The organism is Hydrogenophaga sp. T2 (genome assembly GCF_049843535.1).
GTDB classification, from domain to species: Bacteria; Pseudomonadota; Gammaproteobacteria; order Burkholderiales; family Burkholderiaceae_C; genus Hydrogenophaga; species Hydrogenophaga crocea.
Window position 1 is genome coordinate 265,108 of record NZ_JBBHZJ010000006.1, and the last position, 18,502, is coordinate 283,609.

Below are 18,502 nucleotides of genomic sequence, written 5' to 3' on the forward strand. Positions count from 1 at the left end.
GATCGCGATAATCGCGGCCGTGAGTTCCCCCAGCACCACCGCCGGCGCCAAGACCTGGACCAAGACCACCGACCGCCCGCTGCGCAGCGCGCGCAAGTCGCTGGGCATCTGGCTGTTCGCGCGCTTCGTGGGCGTGCCCGTGCCCTGGGCCGCCACGCGCCAGACCGACGCCGAGGCCCTGCTGGCCTTCGAACACCAGCGCCTGCTCGACCTCGCGGCCGCGGGCGAGGCCGTGCCCACGGTGCTGGCCTTCGATGGCCACGCGCTGGTCACGAGTGATATCGGCACCACGCTCGACTACCTGCTGTTCCAGCGCGAGCCCAACCAGCGCCTGCCGCTGATGACCGCGGCCGCGGCCGACCTCGCGGCCTTTCACGCGCGCGGCCACTGGCACGGCGGCGCGCAGGCGCGCAACATCACCTGGGACGGCGCGCGCTTTGCGCGGCTCGATTTCGAGGAGCGGCTGGTGCCGGGGCTGCCGCTGGCCATGGTGCAGCGCTACGACGTGCTGCAGCTCATGCTCTCGCTGGCGCGGCTCATCGAGCCCCTGGGGCCCTCGGCCGTGCACGCCGTGCTGAGCGCCTACGCCGCGGTGGACGAAGCCCAGGGCGACGCGCTCAAGCGCTTCATCCGCCGGCTGCTGCCGCGGTTGGCGCGCGTGGCGCGCATCGCGGCCTGGTCGTCGCGGCTCGACGGCTCGCGCGAGCTTATGCGCCTGCGCACCGTGATGCAGGGCATGGCGGCCTTCGTCGAGACGCGCTGAGCCGCTTCAGGTCTGGTAGCCCGGGTCCAGGCGCTCGAGCTTGCGCAGCAGGGCGGGCCAGGCGATCTGCGCGCCCTGGCCCGCGGTGGCCACGCGCATCACGTCGGCCATGCCGGCGAGGATGCGCGGATCGACCTGGGTGAGTTCGCTCCCGCCGGCCAGCGCGTCGATCTGGATGCGACAGGTGTTCTCGAAGGTGTACATCGAGAGGAAGGCGTCGGGCACGGTGCGGCCCACGGTGAGCAGGCCGTGGTTGCGCAGCACCAGGTAATTGGCCTTGCCGAGGTCGGCCTGCAGGCGCGGCTTCTCGTCGGGGCGGAAGGCCACGCCCTCGTAGTCGTGGTACGCGAGCGAGGCCAGCACGAAGGTGCTCTGCTGGCTGATGGGCAGCACGCCGTGCTTTTGCGCGCTCACCGCCACGCCCGCGCGCGAATGCGTGTGCAGCACGCAGCCCGCCTCGGGCCGGGCCTCGTGCACCGCGCTGTGGATCACGAACCCCGCGGGGTTCACGGGAAAGGGCGAGTCGTGCAGCTTGTTGCAGGCCATGTCGACCTTCACGAGGCTGCTGGCGGTGATCTCGTCGAACATCAGCCCGTAGGGGTTGATGAGGAACTGGTGCTCGCCGCCGCTCACGCTGTCGGGCAGCTTGGCGCTGATGTGGGTGAAGACCAGATCGCTCCAACCATAGGCCGCCACCAGCCGGTAGCAGGCCGCGAGCTCGCAGCGCAGCGCCCATTCTTCGGCGCTGACCACTTCTTTGAGGGACGGGATGTGCATGGCGTGTCTCCGCGGCCGCCTCGGGGCGGGCGGCCTGCCATGCACTGTAGGCGCTGGGTCGCGTGCGGGCCTGTCCGCACGGCGACGCGCGGGGCTCAGCCCTTCGTCTTGCAGGTGTTCAGGCCCAGCATCGCGTAGGGCGGGCACCAGCCCACCAGGCCGGTGAGCAGCGGCACCACGCCGAGCCAGCCCCACCAGCCCACGGTGCCGGTGGCGGCGAGGGCGATCAGCACCAGGCCGAGGAGGATGCGAAGGGTGCGGTCGATGCCGCCGACGTTGCGGGTCATGGCTAACTCCATCAGTGAACGGTGATGTTCATGTGGATTGGACGCCCGGGCGCGCTGGTGCGCCTTGATCCAGATCAGGGTTGCGTCGCGCGCTCCAGCCGCGCCAGCCACAGCATGGCATGTGAGCGCTCGCTGCCGCACATTTCCTCGCTGGGCAGCAGCGAGCTGCACACCGCGGGCCGCTCGGGCCGGCCGAACAGGCGGCAGCGCAAGGCCTCGTCGAGCTGCGGGCAGGGCAGGCCCGCCGGCTTGCCCTGGGGCAGGCCGGGCAGGGGGCTGCTGATGGACGGGGCGGTGCAGCAGGCCGCGCAGCCCGGGCGGCAGTCCATGGCGGGCGGCGCTCAGGGCGCGTTGAGCTTGCGCGCGGCGTGCAGCGTCTGCTCCACCACGCCCTGCACCGACGCGAGCGCCGCGGCGTTCACGAGCCGGCCCTCGGCGTCGAAGGCCTCGCCGGCCTTGGCCAGCGCGAACTGGCGCGGCGTGAGCCAGCACTGCAGGTTGAGCAGCAGCGGGCTCAGGTGCGACAGGCTGCGCAGGCCGCCGAGCGCGCCCGGCGAGGCGCTGAGCAGACCCACCACCTTGCCCGCGAAGGGCTTGGTACCGCTGGACCATTCGGGGTCGCCCTTGATGGGGCTGGACACCCAGTCGATGGTGTTCTTGAGCAGGCCGGTGTAGCTGCCGTTGTACTCGGGCGAGCAGACGATCCAGGCCGGGTGGGCGTGGAAGATTTCCTTCAGCCGGCGGGCCGCGTCGGGCGTGCCACGCGCTTCGAGGTCGGCGTTGTAGAGCGGCAGTTCGTGCTCGGCGAGCTCGAGCAGCGTCACCTGCGCGCCCGCGGCGCGGCCGAGCTCGGCGGCCACGCGGGCCAGGCGGCGGTTGAACGACTGGGCGCGGGTGCTGCCGGCGAAAACGAGGAGGGGCGTGGGTGCGGTCATGGGGGCGGATTCTGGCACCCGGCCACGCGCGCCGCGCCTTGATGGGACAATCGCGGGCTTGCCCGCGCCGGTCGTCCACCGCCGCGGGCTTTGGAGTTCACATGCTGTACCCCCAGGAATTTGACGTCATCGTCGTCGGCGGCGGCCACGCCGGCACCGAGGCCGCGCTCGCCGCGGCGCGCATGGGCTGCGCCACGCTGCTGCTCACGCACAACATCGAGACGCTCGGCCAGATGAGCTGCAACCCCAGCATCGGCGGCATCGGCAAGGGCCACCTGGTGAAGGAGGTGGACGCGCTCGGCGGCGCGATGGCCATCGCCACCGACGAGGGCGGCATCCAGTTCCGCATCCTCAATGGCAGCAAGGGCCCGGCGGTTCGCGCCACGCGCGCCCAGGCCGACCGCGTGCTCTACAAGGCCGCGATCCGCCGCCGCCTGGAGAACCAGCCGAACCTGTGGCTGTTCCAGCAGGCGGTGGACGACCTGATGGTGGAGGGTGACCGCGTGGTGGGCGCGGTGACGCAGGTGGGCATCCGCTTCCGCTCGCGCACCGTGGTGCTCACGGCCGGCACTTTCCTCGACGGCAAGATCCACGTGGGCTTGAACAACTACAGCGCGGGCCGCGCGGGCGACCCGCCCGCGGTCTCGCTGTCGGCGCGCCTCAAAGAGCTCCGGCTGCCGCAGGGCCGCCTCAAGACCGGCACCCCGCCGCGGCTGGATGGCCGCACCATCGACTGGAGCCAGTGCACCGAGCAGCCCGGCGACCTCGATCCGGTGCCGGTGTTCAGCTTCATGGGCAACGCCGCGATGCACCCGCGCCAGGTGCCCTGCTGGATCACGCACACCAACGAGCGCACGCACGAGGTCATTCGCAGCGGCTTCGACCGCAGCCCCATGTTCACCGGCAAGATCGAGGGCGTGGGCCCGCGCTACTGCCCGAGCGTGGAAGACAAGATCAACCGCTTCGCCGACAAGGACAGCCACCAGATCTTTCTCGAGCCCGAGGGCCTGACCACGCACGAGGTCTACCCCAACGGCATTTCGACCAGCCTGCCCTTCGACATCCAGTACGCGCTGGTGCGCAGCATGAAGGGGCTGGAGAACGCGCACATCCTGCGCCCGGGCTACGCGATCGAATACGACTACTTCGACCCGCGCTCGCTCAAGAACAGCTTCGAGACCAAACAGATCGCGGGCCTGTTCTTCGCGGGCCAGATCAACGGCACCACCGGCTATGAGGAGGCGGCGGCCCAGGGCCTGTTCGCGGGCATCAACGCCGCGCTGCAGTGCCGCGGCGAAGCGCCCTGGCTGCCTTCGCGCGACCAGGCCTATCTGGGTGTGCTGGTCGACGACCTCGTGACCCAGGGCGTGACCGAGCCCTACCGCATGTTCACCAGCCGCGCCGAATTCCGGCTGCAGCTGCGTGAGGACAACGCCGACATGCGCCTGACCGAAACCGGCCGCCGCCTGGGCCTGGTGGACGACGCGCGCTGGGACGCCTTCAGCCGCAAGCGCGACGCGGTTTCACGTGAAACCGAGCGCCTCAAGTCGACCTGGGTGAACCCGCGTGTGCTGCCCGCGGAAGAGGGCGAGCGGGTGCTGGGCAAGGCCATCGAGCACGAGCACAACCTGTTCGACCTGCTGCGCCGGCCCGGCGTGTCCTACGCGGCGCTCACCGGCATGAACGGCGGCGCCTACGCGAGCGACGCCGTTTCACGTGAAACGCTGGGCGATCTGGCCGAGCCCGTGATCGAGCAGGTGGAGATCGCGGCCAAGTACAGCGGCTACATCGACCGGCAGAAGGCCGAGGTGGAGCGCGCCGCGAATTTCGAGCACCTGCGCCTGCCCGCCGACATCGACTACCTCCAGGTCACATCGCTCTCGTTCGAGGCGCGCCAGAAGCTGGCCAAGCACCGGCCCGAGACCCTGGGCCAGGCGGCGCGCATTTCGGGCATCACGCCCGCGAGCATCTCCCTGCTGCTGATCCACCTGAAGAAGGGTGGCTTCAAGGGCTTTGCCGCGCTGCGCACCGAGCCGGAGGCCGCTGCGCAATGAGCACCCTGCCCGAAGCCCTGCGCCGTGAGTTGCGTCAGGACCTGCTCGTGGGTCTGCGCGCGCTCGAGCTGGAATTCGACGAGGCCCAGGTCGAGTTGTTGCTCGACTACATGGCGCTGATCGAGAAGTGGAACCGGGTCTACAACCTCACGGCGGTGCGTGAGCCCGGTGAGATGCTGACCCACCACGTGCTCGACAGCCTGGCCGTGGTCGGCCCGCTGCTGCGCGAAACCGACGGACGCCCCGTGCGCCTGCTCGACGTGGGCTCGGGCGCGGGTCTGCCGGGCGTGGTGATCGCCATTGCCTGCCCGCACATCGAGGTGACCTGCGTGGACACGGTGGCCAAGAAGGCGGCCTTCATCCAGCAGGTGGCGACCGAACTCGCGCTCGTGAACCTGCACGGCCTGCACACCCGGGTCGAGAGCCTGGACCGCCGCCGGGGCGAGGAGGGCTTCGACGTCATCACCTCGCGTGCCTTCGCGGCGCTGGTCGATTTCGTGGATTGGTCGCACAAGGCGCTGCAGACCGGGGGCGTGTGGATGGCCCTCAAGGGCAAGCACCCACAGGCCGAACTGCTCGCGCTGCCGCCCGGCATCGACGTGTTTCACGTGGAACCGATCGCCGTACCCGGCCTCAAGGCCGACCGCTGCATCGTCTGGATGCGCGATCGCCGCGCCTGAGCGCGGCTGGCGCGGCGGGGCGGGCCGGTTCTGCGCGGCCCCTCACGTACACTCGACCCTCTTTTGTGAGGGGCCACCACCATGTTCGGCATCGCGGACTACGGCGCTTTCGTCATCGCCATCGTCGTGTTTCTCGCCATTCCCGGGCCGGGCAACCTGGCCCTGATCACCTCGACCAGCAAGGGCGGCGTGAAGGGCGGACTGGCCGCCACCATGGGCGTGATTGCCGGTGACCAGGTGCTGATGTGGGCGGCCGTGGCGGGCGTGGCCGCGCTGCTGGCCGCCACCCCCGCGCTGTTCGGTGCGGTGCAGTGGCTGGGCGCCATCTACCTGGCCTGGCTGGGCTGGAAGATGCTCAGTGCCAAGCCCGGCGACGCGCCGGTGCTCAACATCCGCCCGCGCCAGTACTTCCAGCAGGCCGCGGCCATCACCTTGCTCAATCCCAAGGCCATCGTGTTCTACATGGCCTTCTTCCCGCTGTTCGTGGACCCGGCCCGCCACCAGGGCCTGGTCACGTTCGGTGCCATGGCCGCGACCATCGCGGCGCTCACCTTCGCCTACGGCCTGGGCATGACGCTGATCGTGCACTTCCTGGCCGAGCGCCTGCGCGCCAACCCCACGATCGGCCGCGCGCTCGAGAAGGTGGCGGGCGTGTTCCTGATCGGCTTCGGCGTGAAGCTGGCCCTGTCCAAGTAAGCCCCATGGCAAAGATCTTTTGTGTTGCGAACCAGAAGGGTGGCGTCGGCAAGACGACCACCACGGTGAACCTGGCGGCGGGGCTGGCCAAGGTGGGGCAGCGCGTGCTCATGGTCGACCTCGACCCCCAGGGCAATGCCACCATGGGCTCGGGGGTGGACAAGCGCGCCATGGCGCTGTCGGTGTACGACGTGCTGCTCGAGTCGGCCTCGGTGGCCGAGGCCGCGGTGTTCTCCGAGAAGTGCGGCTACCACGTGCTCGGCGCCAACCGCGAACTCGCGGGGGCCGAGGTGGAACTGGTGGAGGTGGAGCGCCGCGAGCGCCGCCTCAAGCAGGCCCTGGCCGCAGTGGCCGATCAGTACGACTTCGTGCTCATCGACTGTCCGCCGTCGCTCAGCATGCTCACGCTCAACGGCCTGTGTTCGGCGCACGGCGTGATCGTGCCCATGCAGTGCGAGTACTTCGCGCTCGAAGGCCTGACCGATCTGGTCAACACCATCAAGCAGGTGCACGCCAACCTCAACAAAGACCTGCAGATCATCGGCCTGCTGCGCGTGATGTTCGACCCGCGCATCACCCTGCAGCAGCAGGTGAGCGACCAGCTCAAGGCCCACTTCGGCGACAAGGTGTTCGACACCGTGATCCCGCGCAACGTGCGCCTGGCCGAAGCGCCGAGCTACGGTCTGCCCGGCGTGGTGTTCGATCCGGCCGCGCGCGGCAGCCAGGCCTTCGTCGCCTTTGCCGAAGAGATGGTCCAGCGCATCAAGAAGATGTAAGGGGAGGGCGTTTCACGTGAAACCCGAGAACGTCCTGATCCTGCCGGGCTGGCAGAACAGCGGCCCCGCCCACTGGCAGAGCCGCTGGGAGAAGGCCCACGGCTACCGACGCGTCGAGCAGCACGACTGGATGACGCCCCAGCGCGGCGACTGGATGGCCCGCCTCGAAGACGTGGTGCTCGGCGCCGACGGCCCGGTGGTGCTCGTGGCCCACAGCCTGGGCTGCATCCTCACGGCGGCCTGGGCCGCGCATTCGCGCAGCACCGCGCGCGTGCGTGGCGCGCTGCTGGTGGCGCCGGGCGACAGCGAGCGGCCCGACCTGCGCGATCAGCTGCCGAGCTGGTCGCCCATCGTGCGCCAGCGCCTGCCTTTCCCGGCCGTGCTCGTGGGCAGCCACGACGACCCGTACTGCAGCTTCGAGCGCGCCCAGGGCTTCGCGGCCGACTGGGGTGCGCGCTTCATCGACCTCGGCAACGCCGGCCACGTCAACGCCGACTCGGGCCTGGGCGACTGGCCCCAGGGCCGGGCCTGGCTCCAGGAACTCCAGAAAGACACGCACTGATGGTCACCAAAAAACCCAAGGGCCTGGGCCGCGGCCTCGAAGCCCTGCTCGGCCCCAAGGTCGACGATGCGCCCGCGGGCGCCGAAACCCCGGCCGGCGCGCCGTCCACGCTGCCGCTCGACCAGCTCGTGGCCGGCCAGTACCAGCCGCGCACGCGCATGGACGAGGGTGCGCTCTACGAGCTGGCCGAGAGCATCAAGGCCCAGGGCATCATGCAACCGATCCTGGTGCGCAAGCTCGCGAGCGGCCCGAACGCGGGCAAGCACGAGATCATCGCGGGCGAGCGGCGCTTCCGCGCCTCGAAGCTCGCGGGCCTCAGCGAGGTGCCGGTGCTGGTGCGCGAGGTGCCCGACGAGTCGGCCGCGGCGATGGCGCTGATCGAGAACATCCAGCGCGAAGACCTCAACCCGCTCGAAGAGGCGCACGGCCTGCAACGGTTGGTGAAAGAGTTTGGGCTCACTCACGAGCAGGCGGCCCAGGCCGTGGGGCGTTCGCGCAGCGCGGCCAGCAACCTGCTGCGCCTGCTGCAGCTCGCCGAGCCGGTGCAGACCATGCTGATGGCCGGCGACCTCGACATGGGCCATGCCCGGGCCCTGCTGCCCTTGGACAAGGCCACGCAGATCACGGCGGCGAATCAGATCGCGACCAAGCAGTACTCGGTGCGCGAGGCCGAGAACCTGGTGAAGAAGCTCGCCGCCGAATTTGCGCTCGCGCCGCAGAAGCCGCGCAAGGAAAAGTCGCGCGACATCCGGCGCGTGGAAGAGGAGCTGGCCGACCTGCTGACCGCCGAGGTCGAGGTGCGCGTGAAAAAGCGCGTGAAGCGCCACGGCCGCGTGGAAGAGATGGGCGAACTGGCGATCCAGTTCGGCTCGCTGGAAGCCTTGAACGGCATCATCGAGCGGCTGAGGAACAGCTGAGCGCCCACCGCGCTTCGGGCGCGCCCCGGCCGGGGGCTCCCGCTCAGAGCGCGAAGATCTTGCCCGGGTTGAGGATGTTGTCCGGGTCGAGCGCGCGCTTGATGGTGCGCATCATCTCCACCGCCCCTGCGCCCGCTTCGTCGAGCAGGAAGCCCATCTTGTGCAGGCCCACGCCGTGTTCGCCGGTGCAGGTGCCTTCGAGGCGCAGCGCGCGGGTCACGAGCTTGACGTTGAGCGCCTCGGCGATGCGGCGCTCGTCGGCGCTGTCGGGGTCGATCAGGTAGCCGAAGTGGAAGTTGCCGTCGCCCACGTGGCCCACGAGGAAGTAGGGCAGGCCGGCGGCATCGGCCTCGGCCACGGAATCGAGCAGGCAGTCGGCCAGGCGGCTGATGGGCACGCAGGTGTCGGTGCTCACGGCGCGGCAGCCGGGCTTGCTCTGGATGGCCGCGAAATAGGCGTTGTGCCGCGCGGTCCACAGGCGCGTGCGCTCTTCGGGGGTGGTGGCCCATTCGAAGGCGTTGCCACCGAACTCGCTGGCGATCTCCTGAACCGTTTCGGCCTGCTCCTGCACGCTGGCGGGCGAGCCGTGGAACTCCATCAGCAGCATGTGCTCTTCGCGCAGGCCGAGCTTGCTGTGGGCGTTGACCATGCGCACGGTGTTGGCGTCGATCAGCTCGCAGCGCGCGATCGGCACGCCAAGCTGGATCACCTGGATCACCGTGCGCACCGCGGCCTCGATCGTGGGGAAGGAGCAGATGGCGGCCGAAATCGCCTCGGGCAGCGGGTAGAGCTTGAGCGTGACTTCGGTGATCACGCCCAGCGTGCCCTCGCTGCCCACCATCAGGCGCGTGAGGTCGTAGCCCGCGCTGCTTTTCTTGGCGCGCGTGCCGGTGCGCAGCACCTCGCCGCGGGCCGTGACCACCTCGAGCGCAAGCACGTTCTCGCGCATGGTGCCGTAGCGCACGGCGTTGGTGCCGCTGGCGCGCGTGGCCGTCATGCCGCCGATGGAGGCGTCAGCCCCCGGGTCGATGGGGAAGAACAGGCCTTCGCTCTTCACGGCCTCGTTGAGCGCCTTGCGCGTCACGCCAGGCTGCACCGTCACGGTGAGGTCCTCGGCGTTGATGGACAGCACCTTGTCCATGCGGCCCACGTCGATGCTGACGCCGCCCTGCACCGCGAGCAGGTGGCCTTCGAGCGAGGAGCCCACGCCGAAGGGAATCACGGGCACCTTGTGCTGCGCGCACAGGGCCACGGCATCGGCCACGTCCTGCGTGGACTGCGCGAACACCACGGCGGCCGGCGGCGGCACGGTGAAGGTCGACTCGTCGCGGCCGTGCTGCTCGCGCACCGCCAGCGCGGTGGAGCACTGAGCGCCGAAGCGCGCCTGCAGCGCGGCGATGAAGTCGGCGGACACCTCGCGCTGCGCCACCGTGGGCAGCAGGTGGGTGATGTCGGTGGGGGCGTTCATGGGCGGTCTCCGGCGCGTGTTCTGCAGAACGCGGCAGTTTACGCCCGGGCCCGGCCGCTGCGCTCAGCGCGGGGTCATGGGCGCGGCAGGCGCGCCGTGAGCGGCGGCAGGCTGCCCGTGGCCGCCGACGGGGCCGACTGCGTGCTGGCGCCGCCGCTGGCGTGGCGCGAGGGCAGGGTGTTGTGGGCCGCGGTGAGGCCGCCCATGGCCAGGGTCCAGGCCGCGATCAGTTGCACGCTGCGGCCTTCGAAGTGCAGTCGGCTGCGGGCGGGGCTGCGGGCGGGCGTGTCGGAGCTTCGTCGCATGGATGGAGGTCAGAGGCTGTGGAACGAAGCCGCATTGCAGCCCGGGGCGGCGCCACGCGCCAGGCTTTTTGCCGGGCGTTGCGCGCTTGACCGCGGCTTCACGCGGTTCACATTTCCCTAAGGCCTGTTACGTGCGGGGCATCGCGCACAATCGGTTCCCGTTCGACGAGGATCACCATGGGCAACCGACTCACGCAGATCGCCACGCGCACCGGCGACGCCGGCACCACCGGCCTGGGCGACAACACCCGCGTCTCCAAAGACAGCCTGCGTGTGCACGCCATGGGCGATGTGGACGAGCTCAACTCCCACATCGGTCTGCTGTTGTGCGAAGCGCTGCCGCCGGGCGTGCGCGCGCTGCTGGTGGAGATCCAGCACCAGCTGTTCAACCTGGGTGGCGAGCTCTCCATCCCCGGCTACGAGCTGCTCAAGCCCGAGGCCGTGGCCGCGCTCGACGAGGCCCTGGCCGAGCACAACGCCACCCTGCCGCGCCTGCAGGAGTTCATCCTGCCCGCCGGCAACCGAGCCGCCAGCCAGGCCCACGTGTGCCGCACCGTGGCGCGCCGCGCCGAGCGCGCGGTGGTGGCGCTGGGCCAGGCCGAGCCGGTGAACGACGCGCCGCGCCAGTACCTGAACCGGCTGTCCGACCTGATGTTCGTGCTCGCGCGCGTGCTCAACCGCATGAACGGCGGCGACGACGTGTACTGGAAGAGCCAGCGCCTGCAGCAGGGGGACGCCGCGTGAACCGGGGCATCGCACGCGGCCTGGCCGCGGCGCTGGCCCTGGCCGCGCTGTTCGGCCTCGCACAGGCGCAGACCCCGGCGAGCCGCCCGGCCGAGGTGGTGCTGGCCTGCGACGCGGTGTACCTGCCCGCGCGCACCAACTGGGTCCGCGAGGTGCGTTTCACGCTCGACGAGCGCCGCATCCGCGGCGTGTCGATCGACGGGGTGCCGGTGTACACCTTCACGGTCTACGAGACCGTGCTGCTCACGTCGCTGGACAACGAGCGCATCCAGCTCGACACCGCCACGCTGACCTGGCGCAGCGATTTCCGCGGCCAGTCGACGTCGGAAGGCCACTGCGAGCGGCGCTGAACGCGCGGCCCGGGGCGCCGCCACCGCGGCCGGCGCCCCTTGTTTTCAGGCCTTGGCGCTGCCGCGGCCCAGCAGCCAGTACAGCAGGATCGCGCCGAAGGTGGCGGTACCGATGCCGCCCAGTGCGAAGCCGCCGAACTTGAGGGTGTACTCGCCCGTGCCGAGGATGATGGGAATGGCGGCCACGAGCAGGTTGCGGTTGTCCGAGAAATCGACCTTGTTGTCGACCCAGATCTTGGCGCCCGCGATCGCGATCAGGCCGAACACCACGATGGACACGCCGCCCATGACGGCCAGCGGGATGGTCTGGATCAGCGCGCCGAACTTGGGGCTGAAGCCCAGCACCACGGCAATCACCGCGGCCACCACGAACATGGCGGTGGAGTAGATCTTGGTCGCGGCCATCACGCCGATGTTCTCGGCATAGGTGGTCACGCCGGTGCCGCCCGCGGCACCGCTCACCACGGTGGCGATGCCGTCGCCGATGAAGGCCTTGCCCAGGTAGGGGTTGAGGTCGCGGCCGGTCATGGCGCTCACGGCCTTGACGTGGCCCAGGTTCTCGGCCACCAGGATGATGGCCACGGGCGCGATCAGCAGCATGGCCTGTGCGCTGAACACCGGCGCCGAGAACGCGGGCATGCCGAACCAGGCCGCGTTGGCGATGCCGCTGAAGTCGATCGGCTTGCCCAGGCCCATGCCATTGGTGAGCACGGCGTAGATCACACTGGCCACGATCAGGCCCACGAGGATCAGCAGCCGCTGCACCATGCCGCGCGTGTACACGGCCACCAGGCCCACGCTCACGAAGGTGATGGCCTGCATCCAGGCGTCGAAGCCGGTGGGCGCCATGTTCTTGATGGGGATGGCCGCCAGGTTCAGGCCGATCACCGCCACCACGGTGCCCGTGACCACGGGCGGCATGAGGCGCTCGACCCAGCCCGTGCCCACGGCCTGCACCACGAAGCCGATCAGGATGTAGAGCACACCGCAGGCGATGATGCCGCCGAGCGCCACGCCCAGGTTGGGGTTGGGGCCGGTGCCGCCGTAGCCGCTGGCCGCAATGACCACGCCGATGAAGGCGAAGCTCGAGCCCAGGTAGCTCGGCACCTTGCCGCCCGTGATGAGGAAGAAGATGAGCGTGCCGATGCCGCTCATGAGGATGGCCACGTTGGGGTTGAAGCCCATCAGCAGCGGCGCGAGCACGGTGGCGCCGAACATGGCGATCACATGCTGCACGCCCATCACCGTGGTCTGGGGCCACGGCAGTCGTTCATCGGGCGCGATCACGCCGCCTTGTGCCAGTGTGCTGGCGCTTTTTTCGGTCCAGTTGAACAGCCCCATCTCGCTCGCTCCTTCTTGGTTTGGGTGGCGGCGATTGTGCAAGCAAGTGCCGCGCCGGTGGCGTCACCCAGGCGCGGGCAGGGGCACGGCGATCAGGGCAGGGCGTGGGTATCGGTCGCACCGCCGCCGTGCAGCACGGCCGCGAGCCCGCTGACCGCGTAGGCCACGAGCCGCGGCGCGGCCGAGCGGTCGAAGCCGAGCGCGCCGCCTGGCAGCAGTTGCTCGATGCGCCGGTCGCGCATGTGCAGCGCCACCGCGCCGAGCGTGAACTGGCAGCCCCAGGCGATCTCGGTCGGGCCGGCCGTGGGCACGGCCTCGCCCAGCGCGAGCATGAAGCGCTGCACCAGGGGGTCGAAGCCCGCGCCCATGGGGTGCTCGGTCACGGGCGAGCCCTGCTGCAGCTCGCGCGCGAGCAGCCGCGCGTAGGCCGCGGTCGACGGGTTGTGGCGCAGGTGCACCAGCGGCAGCACGAAGGCCTCGACGATGCGCAGCAGACCTTGCGCCTCGCGTGCGTGGCGGCGGGCCTCGTCGATCGTGGCCAGGCGCGCACGGTGGCAGGCGGCGCGGTGGTGGAACACGGCCCTGAACAGGTCGTGCTTGCGGCCGAAGTAATAGCCCACGAGGGCCAGCGGCACGCGCGCGGCGTCGGCGATCTGGCGCAGCGTGACGCCGTGGAAGCCGTGGTCGGCGAACAGGCGCTCGGCGGTGACGAGGATGGTTTCCTGGCGGAGGGTGCGCAGTGGCGGTGCGGTCTGTTCCATGGTGTCGGCAGGTGCGGACCGCCGGGGCCGGGGCCGCAGCCCGCGTGACAGACAGGGCCGCGGCGTGCCGCTAACCTGCTCCCACCCGACCCGAGCCCACCATGCCCCAACCGCCCAACATTCCCCAGATCCGCCGCTACACCGACTGGCTCGCGACCCACCGGGGTTTGCGTTTCGAGGACTACCCCGCGTTGTGGCGCTGGTCGGTGACCGACCTGGAGGCCTTCTGGGGCAGCGTGGACGAATACTTTAGTTTGCAGATGCGGCCGGAGGGGGGGCGGGTATTGGCCGCCAACACCATGCCCGGCACGCACTGGTTCCCGGGCGGGCGCGCCAACTACGCGCGCCAGGTGTTGCGGCACGTGGCGCCGGCCCACGCGGCGGGCATGCCGGCGCTGATCTCGCGCAACGAAAAAGGCCTGGCGCGCGAGCTCGGATGGCCCGAGCTGCAGCGCCAGGTGGCCGCGCTCGCGCTGCACCTGCGCGAGCAGGGCGTGCGCCGCGGCGATCGTGTGGCCGCCTACCTGCCCAACATCCCCGAGACCGCGATCGCCTTCCTCGCGGTGGTGAGCATCGGCGCGGTGTGGAGCGTGTGCGCGCCCGACATGGGCACCAACGCCGTGCTCGACCGCTTCCGCCAGATCGAGCCCGTGGCCCTGATCGCCTGCGACGGCGTGACCTACGGCCAGCGCGACATCGACCGCCTGGGCGTGGTGGCCGAACTTCGCGCGGCCCTGCCCACGCTGCGCCACGTGGTGCTGCACACCAACCTGGCCGACACGCCCGAGGCGAAGGCGCGTGCGCTCGCGCAGGCCGCGCCCTGCGCCCACTTCGAGGCCGTGTGCGCGCGCGACGACGCGGCCACCGCCGCCTTCGAGCCCGAGTGGCTGCCCTTCGACCACCCGCTGTGGATCGTGTATTCGAGTGGCACCACCGGCCTGCCCAAACCCATCGTGCACGGCCACGGCGGCACGGTGCTGGTGGGCATGGCGCTCAAGATCCTGCACAACGACATCGGCTGCAGCTACGACCCCAACAACTGGGGCGAGCGTTACCACTGGTACAGCTCCACGGGCTGGGTGATGTGGAACGCGCAGATCAGCGGGCTGCTCAACGGCACCACCTGCGTGATCTACGACGGCAACCCCGGCGGCTCGAAGGAGCGGCCCGACTGGACCACCCTGTGGCGCTTCGCGGCCGAGACCGGCGTGAGCTTCTTCGGCGCGGGCGCGGCTTTCTACGCCAACTGCCTCAAGGCGGGCGTGGACCTGTCCACCTGCGGCGACCTCTCGCGCGTGCGCGCGCTGGGCAGCACGGGCTCACCGCTGTCGGAAGACGCGCAGCGCTGGGGCAGCGCGCAGTTCCGACGCCTGCGCGACCGATCCCCCGCCGGGCCGCCCCAAGGGGGATCCGCCCCCTCGGGGGGCAGCGACCCACACGCAGTGGAGGAGCGTGGGGGCGACATCTGGTGGTGCAACATCAGCGGCGGCACCGATTTCGCCGGGGCCTTCATCGGCGGTCACCGCGAACTGCCGCAGGTGCCCGGGCGCATGCAGTGCCGGCTGCTCGGTTGCGCGGTGGAGTCGTGGAATGAGCAGGGCCAGGCCGTGATCGACGAAGTGGGCGAGCTCGTGTGCGTGCAGCCCATTCCCTCGATGCCGCTGCACTTCGTGGGCGACGTGGACAACCGCCGCCTCATCGGCAGCTACTTCGACGCCTACCCGCCTGGCCATGGCCGCAAGCCCGGTGGCGGTGACCTCGGGCCCGAGGCCGGCGCGGTGTGGCGGCACGGCGACTGGCTGCGCATCCTGCCCGACGGCTCGTGCGTGATCTACGGCCGCTCCGACGCCACCATCAACCGCCACGGCCTGCGCATGGGCACCAGCGAGATCTACAGCGCCGTCGAGGCCCTGCCCGAGGTGCTCGACTCCATGGTGGTCGACCTCGAGTACCTGGGCCGCGAGAGCTGGATGCCGCTGTTCGTGGTGCTGCGCGAGGGCCACATCCTCGACGACGCGCTGCGCGAGCGCCTGCGTGGCGCGATCCGCAGCGCGCTGTCGCCGCGCTTCGTGCCCGACGCGATCTACCAGGTGGCCGAGATCCCGCGCACGCTCTCGGGCAAGAAGCAGGAGCTGCCGATCAAGAAGCTGCTGCTGGGCCAGCCGATCGAGAAGGTCATCAACCGCGAGGCCATGGCCAACCCGGGCTGTCTCGACTGGTACGTGCAATTGGCGCGCGAGCGGGCCTGAGCGCGGGGGCGCGGGCTCAGTGCACGAACACCCGCGCCGGGTCGAGGGCGAGCGGGTAACCCGCGCCGTCCACGGCCACGCCCTGGACGGCGGGCGTGAGGAAGAGCTGGCTGTCCTGCACGTCGGCGAGCAGGCGTCCGGTGCCCAGGCCCGCGGCGCTGCCGTCCGGAATGCGGGTGAGGCTGATGCCATTGCCGTCCACCGCGCTCGAGTGGCTCGATATGAACAGGGCCTGCCCGCGGATGGCGTTGGCGCGCGAGGGCAGCGTGACCGCCGCGACCGGCAGCGTGAAGCCCTCTTCGACCACCCCCTTGGGCACCGCGCAGGCGGTGTCGGTGAACAGGTCGATGGTGACCTTGAGATCGAGCGTGTCGCCGCTGGTGGCGGTGATCGTGTGGCTGCGCAGGCGGCTGCTGTACGCGGGGTTGTAGGCGAACGAGGGGGCGCAGGCGCCGGTGGCGTCCGGCCTCCACACGCCCGTGAACTCCGTGAGCGACAACGACGGCGTGGCCGGGGTGTGTGCATCACCGCCGCCGCTGCCACCGCCACCGCCGCAGGCGGACAGGGCGAGCGACAGCGCGAGGGCGGACAGCACTGGGAACGTCTTCATGAATGGGCTCCGGTCCGTGCACGGAGACACGGGCGAACCGAATGGCCCGACAACCGCTCCCCTGGGACCGGCCTGGGTGGCAGGGGCGAGCGCTCTGTTCCCGCCCCCGCTAGCGCCGGCTCACCAGCACGATGCCCAGCGCCACGCCCGCCAGCGCCAGCATGAGCTGCACCGTGAGCGGCTCGCCCAGCAGCAGCACGCCGAACACCAGCGCGAACACCGGCGTGAGGAAGGTGAAGGTGCTCATCTGCGTGGCCGGGTAGTGGCGCAGCATCCACATCCAGGTGAGGTAGCTCGCGAAAGCGCCGACCACGCTCTGCAGCGCGATCGAGCCCCAGGCGCGCGCCGAGTAGTGAAAGCCCCAGGGCTCACCGAGCAGCAGCGAGAGCACCGGCGCCACGGCCGCGGTCACGGCCACCTGGTAGAAGAGCGTTTTCTCGGCGCTGGCACTGGCCATGCGGCTGGCGCGGATGGTGAGCGTGGTCAGGCCCCAGAGAATGCCCGCCGCCAGGCCCATGGCATCGCCGCGCCATTGGCCCGCCACCGGCGAGGCGTGCAGGAAGCCTTCGCTGAAGGCCAGGGCCACGGCCACGAAGGCGATGGACAGGCCGGCCCATTGCACGCGGCGCAGGGTTTCGCTGGGCACCACGCGCGGCAGCAGCAGCGCCACCACGAAGGGGCTGGTGTAGAGGAACACCGTGAGCCGCGAGGCGCTGGTGAACTGCAGGCCCAGGTAGATGAAGCTGAACTCGCCCGCGAACAGCAGGCCGGCGAGCAGGCCCGCGCCCAGCGTGCCGTCGCGGTTGAAGAGCGGCACCCCGCGCGCCACGCACCACAGCCACAGCAGCGCGGTCGCGCCCCAGAAGCGCACCGTGGCCTGCCACAGCGGCGGCACCTCGGTGGCGGCCACCTTGATGAGGATCTGCTGGAAGCCCCAGAAGGCGCAGCAGACGATGAGCAGCGCGATGGCCAGGGCGTCGAGGTGGGGTTTGCGTTCGGGCGTGGCAGACATGGAGCGCGATTGTGGCCCGGGCCGGGCCCCGGGGGTGTCGTCAGCGCGGCTGCGCGAGGCGGCGCAGCTGGGCCTTGAGGCGCTGCACTTCGGCGGCCGAGAGCTCGCCCAGCACCTCGGCCTCGTGGGCGCGCGCGCGTCGCAGCAGCGGCTGCACCTTCTCGCGGCCCGCGGGCGTGATGGCCACCAGCGTGCGGCGCTGGTCGGCCGGGTCGTCCTGCAAGGCCACCCAGCCCTGCGCGACCAGGCGCTGCAGCAGCTTGGTCACGGTGGGCTGCTGGCTCAGCACCTCGTGCGCGAGCCGGCCCACGCTCATGGGCGGCTCGCCGCTGAGCACGGCGAGCACGCGCCACTCGAGCGAGCCCAGGCCCGCTTCGCGCACCTGGGCGTCGAAGTCCTTGAACAGCGCGTGGTTGGCCTGGCCGAGCAGGTAGCCCAGATAGTCGTGAGTGAAGCGTTCGCCCCCACGCTCCGCCGCTGCGCGGGTCGCTGCCCCCCGAGGGGGCCGATCCGCCTTGGGGCGGCCCGGCGGCGGATCGGTTGGGCCCCCACGCTCCGCCGCTGCGCGGGTCGCTGCCCCCCGAGGGGGCCGATCCGCCTTGGGGCGGCCCGGCGGCGGATCGTGCGCTGCGCTCACAAGGGGTGCTCCGTGTAGAAGCGGCCGCCGTGGAAGAGCAGGGGCGAGGCCTCGGCCCGGTGGGCGCAGCGCTCGACCTCGCCCACGAAGATCACGTGGTCGCCTTCGGTGTACTGGCTGCGGTTGAAGCACTCGAACACCGCGGCCGCGCCCTGCAGCAGCGGCGCGCCGTTGCCGCCTTCGCTGAAGGCCACGCCGGCCCAGCGGTCGATGTCGCGCGCGGCGAAGCGCTCGGCCAGGGCCTGCTGGTCGGCCGCGAGCACGTTGATCGCGTAGTGCTGGCCGTTGCGGAAGGCCGCCATCGAGCCCGCGCGGTGCGCCAGGCTCCATAGCACCAGCGGCGGCGACAGCGACACCGAATTGAAGGAGTTGGCGGTCAGGCCCACCAGCGTGCCATCGGCGGTGCGTGCCGTCACGATGGTGACGCCGGTGGCGAACATGCCCAGTGAGGCGCGGAACTCCTGCGCCGAAAAATCGGGCGGGCGCGCCACCAGGCCGGATTGACGGGCAGGAGACATGGGCTGCAATTTACATGAATTTTCATGAATAATGGCCGCCAGACGACCAACCCCCACCCG

At 70.7% G+C, this 18,502-nt stretch carries 22 protein-coding genes; 10 read left to right on the forward strand and 12 right to left on the reverse strand.

Annotated features, from left to right (window positions below; genetic code table 11):
• The first annotated feature begins 19 nt into the window (after positions 1-19).
• Positions 20-763 carry a hypothetical protein gene (locus WDZ95_RS15880; RefSeq protein ID WP_425779789.1) on the forward strand — a complete coding sequence of 248 codons (744 nt, stop codon included), beginning with the start codon at positions 20-22 and terminating at the stop codon, positions 761-763.
• Positions 764-769: 6 nt separating this feature from the next.
• Here WDZ95_RS15880 and WDZ95_RS15885 read toward each other — a convergent pair whose 3' ends face one another.
• The 4 genes from WDZ95_RS15885 to WDZ95_RS15900 form a co-directional block, all read right to left on the reverse strand.
• Positions 770-1,540 carry a class II aldolase/adducin family protein gene (locus tag WDZ95_RS15885; RefSeq protein WP_425779791.1) on the reverse strand — a complete coding sequence of 257 codons (771 nt, stop codon included), beginning with the start codon at positions 1,538-1,540 and terminating at the stop codon, positions 770-772.
• A gap of 95 nt (positions 1,541-1,635) precedes the next feature.
• A complete protein-coding gene (locus WDZ95_RS15890) occupies positions 1,636-1,827 on the reverse strand; it encodes a YgaP family membrane protein (RefSeq protein WP_166229225.1) in 192 nt (63 codons plus the stop codon).
• A 74-nt stretch (positions 1,828-1,901) separates the two neighbouring features.
• Positions 1,902-2,156, reverse strand: coding sequence for a YkgJ family cysteine cluster protein (locus WDZ95_RS15895; protein ID WP_425779793.1), 255 nt, complete (start codon positions 2,154-2,156; stop codon positions 1,902-1,904).
• Between the two features lie 12 nt (positions 2,157-2,168).
• The gene (locus WDZ95_RS15900; RefSeq protein WP_425779795.1) at positions 2,169-2,762 is read right to left on the reverse strand and encodes an NADPH-dependent FMN reductase; all 594 of its coding nucleotides are present in this window, start codon (positions 2,760-2,762) and stop codon (positions 2,169-2,171) included.
• A 101-nt stretch (positions 2,763-2,863) separates the two neighbouring features.
• On the opposite strand from WDZ95_RS15900, the gene mnmG reads away from it, so the two are divergent.
• The 6 genes from mnmG (at position 2,864) to WDZ95_RS15930 (ending at position 8,447) form a co-directional block, all read left to right on the forward strand.
• Complete coding sequence (gene mnmG / locus WDZ95_RS15905; protein ID WP_425779797.1) at positions 2,864-4,816, forward strand: tRNA uridine-5-carboxymethylaminomethyl(34) synthesis enzyme MnmG; 1,953 nt, start codon at positions 2,864-2,866, stop codon at positions 4,814-4,816.
• Complete coding sequence (gene rsmG / locus WDZ95_RS15910; protein WP_166229233.1) at positions 4,813-5,496, forward strand: 16S rRNA (guanine(527)-N(7))-methyltransferase RsmG; 684 nt, start codon at positions 4,813-4,815, stop codon at positions 5,494-5,496. Before mnmG ends, rsmG begins: the two co-directional genes overlap by 4 nt.
• A gap of 81 nt (positions 5,497-5,577) precedes the next feature.
• A complete protein-coding gene (locus WDZ95_RS15915; RefSeq protein ID WP_425779799.1) occupies positions 5,578-6,192 on the forward strand; it encodes a LysE family translocator in 615 nt (204 codons plus the stop codon).
• Positions 6,193-6,197: 5 nt separating this feature from the next.
• Positions 6,198-6,968, forward strand: coding sequence for a ParA family protein (locus WDZ95_RS15920; RefSeq protein ID WP_166229237.1), 771 nt, complete (start codon positions 6,198-6,200; stop codon positions 6,966-6,968).
• A 16-nt stretch (positions 6,969-6,984) separates the two neighbouring features.
• Positions 6,985-7,530: an RBBP9/YdeN family alpha/beta hydrolase gene (locus tag WDZ95_RS15925; protein WP_425779802.1), complete on the forward strand. Its 546-nt coding sequence runs from the start codon at positions 6,985-6,987 to the stop codon at positions 7,528-7,530.
• Positions 7,530-8,447: a ParB/RepB/Spo0J family partition protein gene (locus WDZ95_RS15930; RefSeq protein WP_425779804.1), complete on the forward strand. Its 918-nt coding sequence runs from the start codon at positions 7,530-7,532 to the stop codon at positions 8,445-8,447. Before WDZ95_RS15925 ends, WDZ95_RS15930 begins: the two co-directional genes overlap by 1 nt.
• Before the next feature lie 43 nt (positions 8,448-8,490).
• Here WDZ95_RS15930 and WDZ95_RS15935 read toward each other — a convergent pair whose 3' ends face one another.
• Both WDZ95_RS15935 and WDZ95_RS15940 read right to left on the reverse strand, forming a co-directional pair.
• Positions 8,491-9,915, reverse strand: coding sequence for an FAD-binding oxidoreductase (locus WDZ95_RS15935; RefSeq protein ID WP_425779806.1), 1,425 nt, complete (start codon positions 9,913-9,915; stop codon positions 8,491-8,493).
• Between the two features lie 74 nt (positions 9,916-9,989).
• Positions 9,990-10,220, reverse strand: coding sequence for a hypothetical protein (locus WDZ95_RS15940; RefSeq protein WP_287468492.1), 231 nt, complete (start codon positions 10,218-10,220; stop codon positions 9,990-9,992).
• 177 nt (positions 10,221-10,397) lie between these two features.
• On the opposite strand from WDZ95_RS15940, the gene WDZ95_RS15945 reads away from it, so the two are divergent.
• Positions 10,398-10,964, forward strand: coding sequence for a cob(I)yrinic acid a,c-diamide adenosyltransferase (locus tag WDZ95_RS15945; protein WP_425779808.1), 567 nt, complete (start codon positions 10,398-10,400; stop codon positions 10,962-10,964).
• Positions 10,961-11,314, forward strand: coding sequence for a hypothetical protein (locus WDZ95_RS15950; protein WP_425779810.1), 354 nt, complete (start codon positions 10,961-10,963; stop codon positions 11,312-11,314). Before WDZ95_RS15945 ends, WDZ95_RS15950 begins: the two co-directional genes overlap by 4 nt.
• 45 nt (positions 11,315-11,359) lie before the next feature.
• Here WDZ95_RS15950 and WDZ95_RS15955 read toward each other — a convergent pair whose 3' ends face one another.
• Positions 11,360-12,655: a solute carrier family 23 protein gene (locus tag WDZ95_RS15955; RefSeq protein ID WP_425779812.1), complete on the reverse strand. Its 1,296-nt coding sequence runs from the start codon at positions 12,653-12,655 to the stop codon at positions 11,360-11,362.
• 92 nt (positions 12,656-12,747) lie between these two features.
• Positions 12,748-13,416, reverse strand: a complete 669-nt coding sequence (locus tag WDZ95_RS15960) for a TetR/AcrR family transcriptional regulator (protein WP_425779814.1) — start codon at positions 13,414-13,416, stop codon at positions 12,748-12,750.
• A gap of 101 nt (positions 13,417-13,517) precedes the next feature.
• Here WDZ95_RS15960 and WDZ95_RS15965 point away from each other — a divergent pair, with 101 nt between their 5' ends.
• Positions 13,518-15,665 (forward strand): acetoacetate--CoA ligase, encoded by a 2,148-nt coding sequence (locus WDZ95_RS15965; RefSeq protein ID WP_425779816.1) that lies wholly within the window; start codon positions 13,518-13,520, stop codon positions 15,663-15,665.
• Between the two features lie 16 nt (positions 15,666-15,681).
• Here the strand turns inward: WDZ95_RS15965 and WDZ95_RS15970 are convergent, their stop codons facing one another.
• The 4 genes from WDZ95_RS15970 to WDZ95_RS15985 all read right to left on the reverse strand — a co-directional run bounded on the left by WDZ95_RS15970 (position 15,682) and on the right by WDZ95_RS15985 (position 18,442).
• Positions 15,682-16,275: a hypothetical protein gene (locus WDZ95_RS15970; protein WP_425779818.1), complete on the reverse strand. Its 594-nt coding sequence runs from the start codon at positions 16,273-16,275 to the stop codon at positions 15,682-15,684.
• A gap of 109 nt (positions 16,276-16,384) precedes the next feature.
• Positions 16,385-17,287, reverse strand: a complete 903-nt coding sequence (locus tag WDZ95_RS15975; RefSeq protein WP_287468498.1) for a DMT family transporter — start codon at positions 17,285-17,287, stop codon at positions 16,385-16,387.
• 40 nt (positions 17,288-17,327) lie between these two features.
• Positions 17,328-17,669, reverse strand: coding sequence for a MarR family winged helix-turn-helix transcriptional regulator (locus WDZ95_RS15980; protein ID WP_425779820.1), 342 nt, complete (start codon positions 17,667-17,669; stop codon positions 17,328-17,330).
• 251 nt (positions 17,670-17,920) lie between these two features.
• Positions 17,921-18,442, reverse strand: a complete 522-nt coding sequence (locus tag WDZ95_RS15985; RefSeq protein WP_166229263.1) for a flavin reductase family protein — start codon at positions 18,440-18,442, stop codon at positions 17,921-17,923.
• Positions 18,443-18,502 lie beyond the last annotated feature (60 nt).